Annotated in this window: 13 protein-coding genes; 8 read left to right on the forward strand and 5 right to left on the reverse strand. The window is 45.1% G+C overall.

Annotated elements, in window-relative coordinates; genetic code table 11:
- Positions 1–23: 23 nt before the first annotated feature.
- Genes R7Q09_RS05045 through R7Q09_RS05055 form a run of 3 tightly spaced genes read left to right on the forward strand, consistent with a single transcriptional unit; the run spans position 24 to position 3,627 of the window.
- Positions 24–1,376 (forward strand): DASH family cryptochrome, encoded by a 1,353-nt coding sequence (locus tag R7Q09_RS05045; protein ID WP_318070558.1) that lies wholly within the window; start codon positions 24–26, stop codon positions 1,374–1,376.
- Positions 1,376–2,920, forward strand: coding sequence for a cryptochrome/photolyase family protein (locus tag R7Q09_RS05050; protein ID WP_318070559.1), 1,545 nt, complete (start codon positions 1,376–1,378; stop codon positions 2,918–2,920). The genes R7Q09_RS05045 and R7Q09_RS05050 overlap by 1 nt, the downstream gene beginning before the upstream one ends.
- Positions 2,920–3,627: an SDR family oxidoreductase gene (locus R7Q09_RS05055; RefSeq protein ID WP_237305803.1), complete on the forward strand. Its 708-nt coding sequence runs from the start codon at positions 2,920–2,922 to the stop codon at positions 3,625–3,627. Before R7Q09_RS05050 ends, R7Q09_RS05055 begins: the two co-directional genes overlap by 1 nt.
- A 61-nt stretch (positions 3,628–3,688) precedes the next feature.
- On the opposite strand, the gene R7Q09_RS05060 is transcribed toward R7Q09_RS05055, so the two are convergent.
- Together R7Q09_RS05060 and msrB are read right to left on the reverse strand one after the other, a co-directional pair.
- Positions 3,689–3,835: a DUF2256 domain-containing protein gene (locus R7Q09_RS05060; RefSeq protein ID WP_318070560.1), complete on the reverse strand. Its 147-nt coding sequence runs from the start codon at positions 3,833–3,835 to the stop codon at positions 3,689–3,691.
- A 44-nt stretch (positions 3,836–3,879) separates the two neighbouring features.
- Positions 3,880–5,022: a peptide-methionine (R)-S-oxide reductase MsrB gene (gene msrB / locus R7Q09_RS05065; protein WP_054574508.1), complete on the reverse strand. Its 1,143-nt coding sequence runs from the start codon at positions 5,020–5,022 to the stop codon at positions 3,880–3,882.
- A 202-nt stretch (positions 5,023–5,224) separates the two neighbouring features.
- Here msrB and R7Q09_RS05070 point away from each other — a divergent pair, with 202 nt between their 5' ends.
- The 5 genes from R7Q09_RS05070 to R7Q09_RS05090 all read left to right on the forward strand — a co-directional run bounded on the left by R7Q09_RS05070 (position 5,225) and on the right by R7Q09_RS05090 (position 12,680).
- Positions 5,225–5,623: an OsmC family protein gene (locus R7Q09_RS05070; RefSeq protein WP_005384150.1), complete on the forward strand. Its 399-nt coding sequence runs from the start codon at positions 5,225–5,227 to the stop codon at positions 5,621–5,623.
- A 130-nt stretch (positions 5,624–5,753) separates the two neighbouring features.
- Entirely contained in the window at positions 5,754–6,308 is a 555-nt protein-coding gene (locus tag R7Q09_RS05075; protein ID WP_318070561.1) for a sugar O-acetyltransferase, read from the forward strand.
- 87 nt (positions 6,309–6,395) lie between these two features.
- Positions 6,396–6,629: a hypothetical protein gene (locus R7Q09_RS05080; RefSeq protein ID WP_318070562.1), complete on the forward strand. Its 234-nt coding sequence runs from the start codon at positions 6,396–6,398 to the stop codon at positions 6,627–6,629.
- A gap of 1,031 nt (positions 6,630–7,660) precedes the next feature.
- Positions 7,661–8,530, forward strand: coding sequence for a hypothetical protein (locus R7Q09_RS05085; RefSeq protein WP_025542757.1), 870 nt, complete (start codon positions 7,661–7,663; stop codon positions 8,528–8,530).
- Between the two features lie 31 nt (positions 8,531–8,561).
- The gene (locus R7Q09_RS05090; RefSeq protein WP_318070563.1) at positions 8,562–12,680 is read left to right on the forward strand and encodes a M66 family metalloprotease; all 4,119 of its coding nucleotides are present in this window, start codon (positions 8,562–8,564) and stop codon (positions 12,678–12,680) included.
- A gap of 70 nt (positions 12,681–12,750) precedes the next feature.
- Here the strand turns inward: R7Q09_RS05090 and R7Q09_RS05095 are convergent, their stop codons facing one another.
- The 3 genes from R7Q09_RS05095 to R7Q09_RS05105 form a co-directional block, all read right to left on the reverse strand.
- A complete protein-coding gene (locus R7Q09_RS05095; protein WP_005393690.1) occupies positions 12,751–12,933 on the reverse strand; it encodes a hypothetical protein in 183 nt (60 codons plus the stop codon).
- Positions 12,934–13,097: 164 nt separating this feature from the next.
- On the reverse strand, positions 13,098–13,784 hold the full coding sequence (locus tag R7Q09_RS05100) for a helix-turn-helix transcriptional regulator (RefSeq protein ID WP_005497912.1): 687 nt from the start codon (positions 13,782–13,784) through the stop codon (positions 13,098–13,100).
- A gap of 47 nt (positions 13,785–13,831) precedes the next feature.
- Positions 13,832–14,146, reverse strand: a complete 315-nt coding sequence (locus R7Q09_RS05105; RefSeq protein WP_005497913.1) for a hypothetical protein — start codon at positions 14,144–14,146, stop codon at positions 13,832–13,834.
- Between the last annotated feature and the right edge of the window lie 46 nt (positions 14,147–14,192).

The following is a 14,192-nucleotide window of genomic DNA, read 5'->3' on the forward strand; positions in this document are numbered from 1 at the left end:
GAATTAACATCTGAGGGTGCGAATTGAAAAAGAAAATAGGACTTTATTGGTTCACGAACGACTTGCGATTGCACGACAACCCACTGTTGAAAAGCGCCAGTGTAGAAATGGACGAGTTAATTTGCTTGTATTGCTACCCTTCAATGACGCCTTACTTGCATCACTTTGCGCAGGAAGCCTCTTTCGGGCGCGCGAAATTGCAGTTTCTCGACTCATCGCTTAGTGAACTCAATCAATCTTTGAATCACCTTGGTCAGCGATTATGGGCGGTTGAACTAACGCCCGATCAAGCAATCAAGTATGCTGTTAATCGCTTCGGCGTCACACATATATATACTGACGCCTTTCCCGGTTCGGATGAGCAACAAGCGTTAGATCGCGTAGCTGAAGGCGCTTCTCATGTAAAAATAAAACAGCAAGCAATCCGGACCCTGTTAAGGGAAGAACAACTGCCATTTGACTTGAGCAATCTGCCTACCACTTTCACGCAGTTTAGAAAGCAAGTTGAAGGTTTAGACATCTCTCGGCCCCACGAGAGTATCCGTTCGTTACCTCCAATTCCTTTAGGTGTGAATCTTCCTTCCGTTACTGCATATTACTTTGACGCAAAAGCTGCGTTTCATGGTGGAGAAAGCCGCGGGCTTGAACATTGTCGCCAGTATTTTGCTTCCACACTAGCCAGTGAATACAAACAAACACGCAACGGTTTAGATGGCATGGATTACTCCACCAAGTTCTCTCCTTGGTTAGCTCATGGGTGCGTTTCTCCGAAAACTATTTATGCCATGTTGAAACGTTATGAAGCGGAGAATGGTGCAAATGATTCAACCTACTGGATTTACTTCGAACTGCTTTGGCGTGAATACTTTTATTGGTATGCCCGTCGACACAAGCGACAGCTCTTCCGATTCGGTGGCATCCAAAATCGAGCACCACTCACCAGCTTTTACGCGCACCGTTTTCAACAATGGAAGAAAGGTGAAACGCCATTTCCTATCGTCAATGCGTGTATGCACCAACTTAATGAAACGGGTTATATGTCGAATCGTGGCAGACAGTTAGTTGCCAGTTGTTTGGTGCATGAGCTTGGCCTCGATTGGCGTTATGGCGCGGCGTACTTTGAGTCACAACTGGTCGATTACGATGTGGCATCAAACTGGGGAAATTGGCAATACTTAGCAGGCGTTGGTGCTGATCCGCGTGGTTCACGACAATTCAACCTCGAAAAGCAAACCGAAATGTACGACCCGCACATGGAGTTCATCGATAGGTGGCAAGGTCGTTGTCCTGGCGCGCATTTGGATAGTGTAGACATGGTCGATTGGCCGATTGTGATGGGCAGCAGTGACAAAGCTTCGTCATCGGAGAAACCGTAATGCAATTTGAAACCGTACGATTGATCTTGGGCGATCAACTTAACAGTGAGCACTCTTGGTTTCAGCAACCGGATGAGCAAGTGCTTTACCTGATTGCGGAGCTCAAGCAAGAGAATACTTACGTCACGCATCATATTCAGAAAGTGTGTGCGTTCTTTTCCGCAATGGAACAGTTTGCGAAAGAGCGTCAGAGTGAAGGTCACCAAGTTCTGCACCTCACGTTGGATGACACACAATCCTTCGACGATCTTGAGCAAGTCTTGCAACACTACGCGAGTGAAGTTGGTGCAAGTAAGTTTGAATATCAACGCCCGGATGAATACCGTCTTCTGGAGCAGTTAGCCAAACTAAAGCTTGATGGGGTCGTGACGCGTTGTGTCGACTCGGAACATTTTTTGTTGCCGTTTGAGGAAATAGAATCGCAGTTTCCTCAAGGTAAACACATCATGATGGAGCACTTTTACCGCCGTATGCGCAAGCGCTTCGACATCTTGATGCAAGACGGAAAGCCCGTCGGCGGAAAATGGAATTACGATGCCAATAATCGTAACAAGCTCAAAGCCAAAGACATTGAACAACTGCCACAACCTTTGATGTTCAGTACTGACGTGCGCGATATTACTGAGCGGTTGGCACGACATGACATCAAAACTATCGGAAATCTCGAAGGAGACTTGTTGTGGCCGATCAATCGCGCGCAAAGCCTCTCTTTACTCGCGCATTTCTGCCAAGTCTGTCTGCCGTTATTCGGACGTTTTCAAGATGCTATGACAGGCCAGCACGACGCTAAGTGGAGCTTGTATCACAGCCGAATTTCATTCTCGCTTAACAGCAAATTACTGCACCCGAGAGAAGTCATTGATGCATCACTCAAGGCATTTCATTCCAACGCGGACATCGACATTTCTCAAGTCGAAGGGTTTATTCGCCAAATCTTAGGATGGCGAGAATACATCCGGGGCGTCTATTGGGCGAACATGCCTCATTACCCGAAAAAGAACGAGTTGGGCGCAGAAAGAAAGTTGCCAGACTTCTTTTGGAATGGCGAAACCAAAATGGCCTGTATGCGCAATGCGATTAGTCAGTCTCTCGATTATGCCTACGCACACCACATCCAACGTTTAATGGTGACTGGTAATTTTTGTTTGCTAACCGAAATCGACCCAGATCAAGTGGATGAGTGGTATCTCGGTATCTATGTGGATGCAATTGAGTGGGTCGAAATGCCAAACACTCGTGGCATGGCATTGTTTGCGGATGGCGGCATTGTTGGCACCAAACCTTACGCAGCGAGTGGCTCTTACATCAACAAGATGAGCGATTACTGTAAGGGATGCCATTACGACAATAAGGCGAGGAGCGGGGAAGGTTCGTGTCCGTTTAACAGTTTGTATTGGCGCTTTATGAACAAGCACGACAAGCGTCTCGCAACCAACCCACGAATCGGGATGATTTTCCGCTCTTGGGACAACATGGAAGAACAGCAGCGCCAAGCGATACTTGATACCGCAGAGCACTACATAGAAAACGTGGAGAACTTGTGATGGAAATACTCATTGTCGGTGGCAATGGTGGAATTGGTTTGGCGATGGTGCAAGAAGCCGCAGCTCGGTTCCCTCAAGCTCGCGTGCATGCCACTTATCGTAAGCAGAAACCAGATTGGCAACCCCCAAATGTCGTTTGGCATCAAGTGGATGTATCGCAAGACGAGCGGGTAAAAGCATTCAGTGAGCAGATTGAACATGTCGATTGGTTGGTGAACTGCGTTGGTATGTTGCACACCCAAGACAAGGGCCCTGAGAAGAACCTTAGCTCGCTCGACGCAGACTTCTTTCAGCAAACCATTACGGTTAATACTTTGCCAAGTTTACTGTTGGCGAAATACTTCACGCCCAAGTTAAAACGCAGTACTGCACCTAAGTTTGCGACCATTTCGGCCAAAGTTGGCAGCATTAGCGATAATCAGTTAGGTGGTTGGTACAGCTATCGAGCATCGAAAGCCGCATTAAACATGTTCCTTAAAACCATGTCGATCGAATGGCAAAGAATGGTCAAACATGGCACGGTGCTGTCACTTCACCCAGGTACTACGGACACCGCTTTGTCGGCACCTTTTCAAACCAATGTGCCAGAGGGAAAGCTGTTTACACCAGAGCGAGTCGCCAAGGATTTATTAGGCTTGATAGAAAAAGCAACCCCGCAAGATAGCGGGGCGTTTTGGGCTTATGATGGGACGTTATTGCCTTGGTAAGAGAACGCGTACAAACGTTAATACAAAGGAAATAGCGCTCTTCAGAGAGAGTCGGAGTGACCTACGCTTTCGTTGATTTATTTCTTCGGCAACGCTCAGAACAATAAACGATTTCCTCCCAATTTCGCGCCCACTTCTTTCTCCAAGAAAATGGGCGCTGACAGACCGGACAGACTTTCATGGGAAGGTTGGATTTAAAACCTTTCATTGCGCTGAATGTTCACTCCTAATTTGGTTAAAACAGTGGTCTAGCTACTTATCAAATAGGTACAGGTAATCGCCGTAACCTAAACTCGCCATCTTGTTCACTGGTACAAACTCCATTGCGGCTGAGTTCATGCAGTAACGTAATCCCGTTGGCTTAGGGCCATCTTTAAAGACGTGGCCAATATGTGAATCACCAAACTTACTGCGAATCTCTGTGCGCGGATAAACCAGTTTAAAGTCGGTTTTCTCTACGATGTAGCCTGGGTTAATTGGTCTGGTAAAGCTTGGCCAACCTGTGCCAGATTTGTACTTATCCGTTGATGAGAACAAAGGCTCACCAGTGACGATATCAACGTAAATGCCTGCTTCTTTGTTATCCCAATACTTGTTGTTAAAAGGACGCTCCGTACCTTCTTCTTGTGTCACGTAGTATTGAAGCTCAGTCAATTTAGCTTTGATTTCTTTGTCTGAAGGTTTCTCGTATACCTTCACTTTCGTCACCAACTCTTTTTCGTTGATAAGTTCACGCAGCGTTTTTGGGTTGTCTTTACGATCTTCACCAAACACTTCGTCGAGATACTTATCGCGACCTGATGCGTAGCGGTAGTATTTGTACTTCAGGCTACTCTTCTTGTAGTAATCCTGATGGTACGACTCCGCAGGGTAAAACTTTTCAAACTCGATCAGTTCCGTTTTCAACGGTTTTGGATAGATCATCGCCTTGTCGATTTCCATCATAAACTGCTTAGCAATCTGCTTTTGCTCCGCATTATGGTAGAAGATCGCTGGACGGTATTGAGGGCCACGGTCAACAAATGAACCTTTATCGTCGGTAGGGTCGATATGACGGAAGAAGTAATCCAGCACTTGTTCGTAGTTCACAACAGCAGGATCGTACTTCACCTCAATCACTTCAATATGACCAGATTTACCAGAAGAGACTTGGCGGTAAGTCGGGTTTTCAATATGACCACCTGAATAACCTGATACAACATCGATTACGCCGGGCAGTTGCTCTAAATCCGATTCTGTACACCAGAAACAACCGCCAGCTAGCGTTGCGATTCTTGTATTCTCTGAAGCCTTCAGCTTATCCATCGTATCGGCGGTACCTGTTTTACTCAATAGTAGAAACAAGACTGGAAGTGCGAAGGAGAAACCGGCCAATAACTTAGACATATTCTTCATAGCTACCTCATCGTTATTTTTGTAGAAAGTGTTACTTAAATAAAAAGTGTTACGTATAGAGAAAGGTAACCGAGCGAAAAAATTACAGTAATGTTGAAAATTCCGTTGCCCTTTTATGCGATAGAGCTAAAGTATCGACAAGAAACACACCGCTAGTAAGGGCAACGATGCCTTGAATAAGCGATGCTAAATGAGGTAAATCATGCAAGCTGAAGTTAAATGGATAGAAGATTTTAAATTCCTTGGGCAATCTCAGTCGGGCCACTCCGTAGTGATGGATGGCAATGGTGGTGCAACCGCACCAAGCCCAATGGAAATGGTACTAATGGCTGCTGGTGGCTGTAGCTCTGTCGATGTTGTTGATGGTTTGAAAACAGCAGGCCAAAAGGTTTCGTCAGTTAATGCCAAGCTAACCACAGAGCGTCGTGAAACCGCACCGCGTATCTTTACGCAAGTGAATATCCACTTTGAAGTGTCAGGTGACGCGCTTGACCCAGAAGTCGTAGCAAAAGTGGCGGCTGACTCGCTAGAAAAATACTGCTCGGTTTGCTTAATGCTAGGCGAAGGTGTTGAGATGACCCACAGTTGGGAAATTGTGTAAGTCGACAAACTCCACAAAATATAAAAAACAGGAAAGAGAAAAGTCCGGGCTTTTCTCTTTTTTTATTTCGCAATTCACGTACCTTGTGAGGAATCTGAAAGCAGTAATTGCAGGTTGTAGGAGTCTTCCAGTGACAGAACTAGAAAAAATGATGTCTGGCCAGGTCTTTGATGGCATGGACAAAGAAATTGACGCCATTAGAAGCCATGCTCTTCAAGCACTTAGAGCGCTCAATAATAACACCGACGAAAGTCAGCGCGACGAATTGCAAAAGCAGCTATTTGGCAAGGTAGGCCGTTGTATTGTCCAGTCCCCTTTTCATTGTGAATTTGGTAAGACCATCGAAATAGGTGAAGAAACCTTTATCAACATGAACGTGGTCATGCTCGATGGTGCCAAAATTACCATCGGGAACCACGTGCTCATTGGCCCGAGCGTGCAATTGTATACCGCTTCTCATTCTGTTGATTACCGAAGTCGCCGACGCTGGGAAACGTTTTGTAAACCCATCACGATTGAAGATGATGTGTGGATTGGCGGAAATTCGGTCATTAACCAAGGTGTGACGATAGGTGCTCGCTCAGTTATTGCGGCGAATTCAGTCGTTAACCATGATGTGCCGTCAGATTGTCTATACGGAGGCACACCAGCGAAGTTGATTCGTCGTCTCAACGAAGAAGAGTAAGAATCGATAGTGATGGCATGATGACTCGCTTTACAGGCGTATGAGAATCATGCCATCAGAAAGGGATAATTCGTCAAGGAGTCTAAGATGTCGAACAAGACAGAAGTCCTCATGTACCCTACATGTGGGGTAGAAACGCATCATGTCGTGGTGTTAGTTAGAAAAAAAAGTGGCTTTGAAGGCGATAAAAATCGCAACAAGAAAGAGTTCATCGCTGGCTTTCTCAAAAGTGTAGTGTTCGGCGCCTTCCTTGCATCTATGGATGAATTTGAACGTCACTTGATCTGCGAAAACTGTGGTCATAAAACCATTCAACAGTAACTGATAGTCTTTCTTTCTCTGCATAAGCTCATAAGTGCGGTTTGAAGCACTGGTTATTCAAATCGCATTATCCTCTTTTAGTGCTTTTGCTCTTCTTATGTTCCTCTCTCAAAAATGAGTCACATCAGTACGCACTTTAACCGCTTGGATGCAGGTAACTCACTGCTATGTAAAATAAATTTTGGTGGGAAATACATGTTTCAGCTCGATGTTTAACCTCTGTTTATCGACACGTTTTGAGTCAGTAAACACTTAAATTTCGTTTACTTTATGTTGTACGCGGTGCAATTGTGTGAAATTGGTCACATTAATGTTTAATTTATGAAAAAATAATTAATGAATAATAATTCACAAATATGCTGACCGTATGTGCTATTTAGTTTTGACTTATCTTTTGAATATTCACTTGGTGAATGTTTTGTTGTTTTTAGATTGACTGAAAGTTTGATTTTCTATTCAAACTTGTGAAAGGTTGAATCGATATATTAGAAAACATGAATTTGATCTTGTTTCTATCTTTTGTTTTAAATGCGAAATTCATTATTAACAACGGATGGTTTTGATGATTTCTCTTATGTGTATCCCACCAATTTTAGAAATTGAAAATTAAACTTTCTCAATACAATAACGACTAAAATTAAACGGAATGATGTTCTTATATTTTTATTGTATTTTAACTTATACATTTTGACTCATTCATTTTAACTGTTTTTGTTGATTTTAAGTTGTTGATAATAATTGTCTTTTAACTTTTGTTTTAATGGCGTTGCTTTGCTGCTTCTTTAATGTTGTGGTGTGTGGCTTTATTTATAAAAAGTCATTTTAAAGTACGTTTTTAAGCAAAGTAGAACGTGACAATACTAAGATAAATAGTATTAAAAAATTAAATAAGGATTTAACCATAAGAGTAATTTTATGGTTGATAGGTTTATTGGGGTTGATTATCTGAATTTTTATGGAATTTCATCCCAATAATCTGTTTGTCTTTAAGTTTATTCTAATAAACTTAATTCTCATGGAAGTTTCAAAACATGCAGCACACAACAAAGTGGATGATGACGCCGCTTGCAATGTTGTTGGGTACGCTGTTTTCAGCGCCATCATTCGCGGTGGAAACGAGTGTAATTGATAGCACTAGCACGCCTGAATCTACACAAAATGAAGGAGACACGTCCTGTATTGTTTGTAAGTTTAGTGGGGCCGTTTACCTATCTTACGATACAAACATTTACGATAAAGACGACTACCGTTCTGTCCGCAATTTCTCGTGGGGAGGCGATCTCGTTTATTCCTTTTCGAGCGACACAAAAGCCTATTTTTCTACGGGGGGCTATCGTGCCCTAGAAGATGAAGTCGGCACCTACGCGACAGATTCGGTGTTGGGCTTGCAATACGCGAACCTATATCGCTTTGGAGATACAGGGAAAATCGGCGTTGCGGGTCAGCTCACCATTCCAACTTCAGAAACATCTCGTAAAGATGAACTGCACACCGCGGTTCGTTTAGATGTGCCGATCTCTTTTTCAGCTTGGAGCGTCGATTTTTCGGTTTCGCCAAGACTGAGAAAAAATTTCCACGAATACAAAACCATGGGGGGACGCTCGCTGACTGAGTGGACTTACTCGTTGTTTGCTGTTGCGGAAAAGTCGTGGGAATCGTTCGCAGTGGGGATCACGGCGTTAGGTGGTAACAGCATCAGTTATCAAGGTACGCGCAGAAGCAGTTGGCAGTATGAGGGGGCGTTGTACGGCACATACGAGTTTGATGAAAGCTGGTCATTGCTACTCGCGGCGTCATCAACGGGTTTCTATCAAGATGCAGAGCGAGGCACCTTGGGCAACATCGATTTGTTGGACCAAGAGAAAGCATCTTACATCGCGACAGTGACTTACTCCTTCTAGGAAAATAACAACAATTAAGGATATCCAAATAATGTTTAAAAAATTGACTCTGGTGTCAGCAATAACGGCCGCACTTGCAGGCTGTGGCGCAGATGATCAGGCGTATGACTATGTCGAAAGAGATGCAAAAGAAGTCGCAGTAAAAGACCTTAAAGACGGTCGTTGGTTTTATGTTCCGACGACTGGTGCCGCGCCACGCTTTGCTCTGAACCAATTCCCATTCTTGCAAGGTTCACCTCGTTACGTTGAGCTTTGTTTTACCAAAGAAGGTCTGGAAGTTCGCAGTTACGATAAAAACTACCCAGACGCGCATCTAAGCAAAGATGCTAATAACTACTGCGGTGAAGAGAAATTTGTCGCAGACGACGACGGCGTTAACTTCGCGCAAGTGCTGACGATTCCGGGTGACTTTGCGGCGTATCGCTGTCAAGAAGACGCGCATGGTGATTGCACCAACAAAGAAGAAACCAACGAAGACGCAAGCCTAAACTACAAGAAGAAAACCCACTTCACTCCTCGTCCTGAAGATCTCGAAATTGCAGAATTCAATATGGAAGATCTGTATGGCATTACCGAAGGCATTGATGAAATTGGCGCACCACGATTGATCTCGTGGGACTTTGACCCTAAAAACGGTCTTCTCAATTTCGAACTAGAGCGCACGTTCCGTATCGATTTAGATAATATTTCTGACTACATCAACTTTGCAACGAAAGCGAGCTTGGATGAAGCGCTTGTGGATGGCGCGTTTAAATCTCGTTTCTACTACTCGTTAGTGCACGAAAGTGAAGTGGCAACCGAAGGTTACCAACCGATCTTGTACCCTGTGGGTGATGAGAACGACATTGGTTTCTTCACCACGTCGACAAAAAAGCTTAACCCAGTCACGAATAAATACGACCGTGATGTGGTTTACCTCAATCGTTTCAACCCAGATCAAGGCTCTATCAAATATTACTTGAGCGACAATTTCTTTGAAGAGAAGAACAAGTTGTTCTTGGATGCAACGCTGCAATCGATCGACAAGATGAACCAAGCGCTGAATGTATTTGGGGCGGATGCAGGCAAGCCTGAAATCGAGATTGTGAACAAAACCAAAGCGGCTGGTATTCACCCAGGTGATCTGCGTTACAACGTGATTAACCTGATTGACGAGCCTCTAGCGAACGGTCTGCTTGGCTATGGCCCGTCGGTTTCTAACCCGATGACGGGGGAAATCATCAAAGGCCACGTGAACCAATACGCAGGTGTTGCAAGAACGGGTGTGCCTTTCTATTGGGACAACTTGGCGCGTTTCTATAATCGTAATCAACTGGACTTAGATGGCTTAGATCCATTGCCAACCAGCAGCGAATCTGTGAAAACAGAAGTCGCGGATAGAATTGAAGCGCTTTCTACAATGGCGGCGATGGCGAGCCTGAAATCGGATGAAAACATTCATGCGCCGCTCGTTTCAAAAGAAGACATCGTTTCTGGAAAAGCAGCGACGAAGAGCCCAACTCAGCTAATGAAAAACTTCAATGATGACATGGAGTTTGAAAAGGTGGTTGAAGCTGAAGAGAACCGTTTGTCTTTCTGGGCAGAGAACAACGTCTATCCAATCGAAGCGTCGTGGGTTTCTTCAACCAACAAGGCCATGTTGGACAACTTGAAGTTGGATGACGAGCGTTACTTTGAGATCAAACTTGATGACGCAGGTAACGAAGTATCGCGTCAGCTTAAGCGTTGGAAATACCTACCAAAAGAGTTGCAAGTGAAAGCCGCAGATGCGATTACGGTTGCGACTTACAGCAATACGCTTGTTCACGAGCTTGGTCATAACATGGGTCTGCGCCATAACTTTAAAGGCTCAAATGACAAAGCGAACTACTACACGCTAGAGCAAGCGCATCAACTTGGTTTGAACAACATTCCTGCTTACAGTTCGACAATGGACTACGCACCAAGCATGTTGGATGAAACGCCAACTTGGGGTCTGTACGACATTGCGGCGTTTAAGTTTGGCTACGGTCGTAAAGTCGAGACGATTCAAGATTCTTCAGGTTCAGCTCCTGCGCCTGTTGCGAAACCGGTAGACAGTGCGAGCGATGAAGACAAAGCGGCATACGCTCGTTACCTCGCTGATCAGCAAGCCTACCAACAAAGCTTTGCATACAAGTTTGGCAACAATCCAGACAACACATCGCTGATGGTGTGTTCTGAAGTGAAGGCACTAACGGGGAGCGAGAAAGGCAAATCACTCTACAACTGTGACTTCAGCCGATTCGATACCGCCGCGTTGTCTGATGATCCAGAACTGAATGCGAAAACTCGTTATGGCGCACTTTACTACCTAGATAAAGTGAATGAAATTGAGCGTAAGTCTTACGATTTCTGTACCGATGGGAACGTTTCTCTAAACAGCGACTGTAACCGTTTTGACGAAGGTACAAACCTAGAAGAAATTGTTTCTTACGAGTGGCAGAACTATCTCGATAGCTATGATCGACGCAACTTGGAGTTATATGGGACGACGGGATTATTCTCGTCCGATTATCCTGGTTACTTAGTGCGCCGTTATATGGAAATGAGCGCTATCCGTGACAAGATGGAAGATCTTGAGCGCATCGATAACCTGTACACCAATCTTGGTTACACTTCGTCAACGGATAAGCCGGGTGATTTCTTATTGCGCATTGCTTCAAACCCTCAATACTGTAGCGAAGGCAAAGCCGATAACTCATGGTTCTGTGATTACGCGAATGGGGCGAAAAAATCCGCGGCGTTCTTCCTTGATATCTTGCGCACACCAGAGCATCAATGTGTGATAGAAAATGCGGCAGGCAACCAAAAAGTGATTTCTTTTGGTCAACTGTTAGACAACAACTCACACCAAATTCCGGCTGATTACGATCTTTCAACAGCCAGCTGTTTTGATGATTTGGCAGCACGCTTTATCGAAGATTCAGATGAGGGCTATATAGCTGTTGCGGAAACTGCGAATGGACGCTTCCTAAACTCAATTGGTAGCTTTGACCCTGATTATCCTTGGTCAAATGCGGTGTCTGTGTTGGGCAACTGGCCAGACAAAGCGTTGGCGAGCCACTTCTTAGCACGTCGATTCTCGAACCGTTTTACCGATGAGGTGAGCTTTGCATCGCTGCTTGATATCCCTGGGGTGCAAGCTGAATACGAAGACATCATGGGCAACATCGTGGCAAATGACGCGTTAAATACGCCAGTTAAATTGGTGGGTAAAGACGGTAAGGAATACACCAATCTAAAAGGTGTTACCGTGAACCTACACATCACTGAGCAAATGGAGTCCCTACCACCAATGCCTCGTGGTATTGCAAGATTCCTTGATATTGGTGCAGAAGGCCGCGGACGTGTTGGCGATGTCATCTTGAGAATGGGAGTGCGCCAAATGAAGTCTTACGATTATACAGTGAAGACTCGTGGTCAATCTCAGTTTGATACGTTTACGAAGCAGCAAGACCGCTACGGTATCATCGCGGGTGACAAGGTTGAGTTTGTTATCGACGGCGAGAAGTTTGTGGCAACAAAAGCAAACAAGCTGGCTTACGACTACGCAAATCAACTGGTGACGTCCAAAGGTTACGATCTAAAAACGTACCTAGATAGCTATGAGCCTGCAACACTAAACAAGGTCGCAGAGAGCATCGATAGCGCTTGGGGGCCATTCCGAACAGCGATTGTCCCAGCGTTCCACGATCCTGTATTGCTGCTGGATGCACCAATGGTCAACGCAATGAAGCGAACCATTGATGCGGATATCGCGGCAGGTGTGCTGTCGTTCAGCCAGTCTTTCATCAACTTTACGACAGCGAATGTGACTTCGGGTGATTTGGTCATCGATGCAACTTCGGGCACATTGAGCTACAAAGGTGGTAAAGCGCACGATGAGCTGAAAGCGTTCGAAGCTTACACTGATGCGATGCTTTTGATTTACAACGATCACACCGAAGACATGATGTTCGCGGTCGACAATGTGTACGCAGGGTACATGGCGTCTTCAGATGCTGACAAAGAACTTTGGCTGAAAGATCTCAATATGATTCAAGCGTATTTGCGTGGTGATATCGGCGCTGTGGCTGGTGATTACTACAAGATGCTTGATCGCCTACCAACTGCAGTGAGTTTCCAGTAAATAACTCTTAATTCACTCATACAAAGGCCTGCAGCAATGCAGGCCTTTTTCGTCATAGGATTGATGGAATTTAGGAGTGAAAGATGATCTGTCCGTCTTCTGTCATCACAAGTGTCGCTTTGCTTTGTTCGATAAGTTGGGCAGCATAAGAAGGGGTAACGGCCTGCATATCACCTTTAGATCGAAGAGTTAAAGACTCCCACGCTTGATCTCTATATTTCCCTGCTTGGGTGTATTGAATCAGTACTTTCATAGCTTCACACTCCGGTGTGGTTGACGTGCTACTTAAGTTAACGATCTTAGGTTGGTTGCGCATCTGTTAAAAATGAAACATTAGTTTAACTAAATGTGCCTTTCCAAATATCTCGCATTGAGCAGAGCAATTTAGAATCCTTGTGATGGAAGGATGAAGAACACTCAATCTTTCGATTCATACTGCGCAATATAATGTTTGAGAGATTTGGTTTCCGCACTCTGAAACTCTTCATCGTGCATACGCAGTGCTTGGATACGGTCGAGGCGGAACTGGCGATAGTCATCGCGCAATTCGCACCAGGCGACCAGCGTCCAGACTTTGCCCCAAAAGAACTGGCCTAACGGTTGGATTTTTCTCTCGGTCACCTGTCCGCTTTCATCTTGGTAATCCAAACTGACCTTAAACTGATGATCAATCGCGTGGCGCAGAAGCTGCCCTCGTTTGGCAGTCTCGGATTGGGTGTGATAATCGGGCACAATCAGCGGACAATCTTCCACTTGTTGTTTGAGCTTATCTGGCAATACCGAAAGTATTTTGGTGGACGCAGAGTGAGACGCTTCGGCGAGTTCAGCGTCCGACCAGGCTCGAACCATCCGCATACCCAGTTCAAGCGCCATCATCTCTTTTTCTGAGAACATCAAAGGCGGCAGATGAGAGCCAGCTTGCAACAGGTAGCCGACACCTGCTTCACCTTGAATCGGAACACCAGAACTGAGCAACGACTGAATATCGCGATAAATCGTACGTTCGCTAACTTCCATTCTTTCTGCGAGCTCTTTCGCTGTCACGGCGTAACGCTTTGCGCGCAGAAGCGTCAGTAGCTCAAACAGTCGTTCTGATTTGCTCATGATGTTCCTTATCTAGACCTACTGGTTGTTAGTGGTAGTGTGGCTGATTACTTCTCTAGCTCACTGCACATTTTTAAGTTGTGATGTTTAAGCTCGAAGCTTTCGCAGTCAATCATTGATAACAGAGGCTGAAATTCAACGGCTTGCTTAATCTGTTTTCCCGCCTGTTTTGCATCGTCCATTGAACGCCAGTAAATGATGTCTGTCCACACATCGTCCGTCGCTTCGTGACTGAGTGAGCGATACAAAAAGCCCGGCAGATTCTTCACAAACGTTTGTGACTGTTTGGCAGCAGCGATCACGTCTTGCTCTGTTGTGCCTGCGGTTAGACGAAATTGCACAGTTTCGATAACGGTTTCCATATTGTGATTCCTTATTGGTTTTGGCGGATTGCCTGTTGAGTTCCAA

The organism is Vibrio sp. 2130-1, assembly GCF_033339515.1.

Coding starts and splice junctions, on each gene's coding strand:
- R7Q09_RS05050 (WP_318070559.1), top strand. CDS start 1,376: ATGCAATTTGAAACCGTACGATTGATCTTGGGCGATCAACTTAACAGT.
- R7Q09_RS05055 (WP_237305803.1), top strand. CDS start 2,920: ATGGAAATACTCATTGTCGGTGGCAATGGTGGAATTGGTTTGGCGATG.
- R7Q09_RS05060 (WP_318070560.1), bottom strand. CDS start 3,835: ATGAAAGGTTTTAAATCCAACCTTCCCATGAAAGTCTGTCCGGTCTGT.
- msrB (WP_054574508.1), bottom strand. CDS start 5,022: ATGAAGAATATGTCTAAGTTATTGGCCGGTTTCTCCTTCGCACTTCCA.
- R7Q09_RS05070 (WP_005384150.1), top strand. CDS start 5,225: ATGCAAGCTGAAGTTAAATGGATAGAAGATTTTAAATTCCTTGGGCAA.
- R7Q09_RS05080 (WP_318070562.1), top strand. CDS start 6,396: ATGTCGAACAAGACAGAAGTCCTCATGTACCCTACATGTGGGGTAGAA.
- R7Q09_RS05085 (WP_025542757.1), top strand. CDS start 7,661: ATGCAGCACACAACAAAGTGGATGATGACGCCGCTTGCAATGTTGTTG.
- R7Q09_RS05090 (WP_318070563.1), top strand. CDS start 8,562: ATGTTTAAAAAATTGACTCTGGTGTCAGCAATAACGGCCGCACTTGCA.
- R7Q09_RS05095 (WP_005393690.1), bottom strand. CDS start 12,933: ATGAAAGTACTGATTCAATACACCCAAGCAGGGAAATATAGAGATCAA.
- R7Q09_RS05100 (WP_005497912.1), bottom strand. CDS start 13,784: ATGAGCAAATCAGAACGACTGTTTGAGCTACTGACGCTTCTGCGCGCA.
- R7Q09_RS05105 (WP_005497913.1), bottom strand. CDS start 14,146: ATGGAAACCGTTATCGAAACTGTGCAATTTCGTCTAACCGCAGGCACA.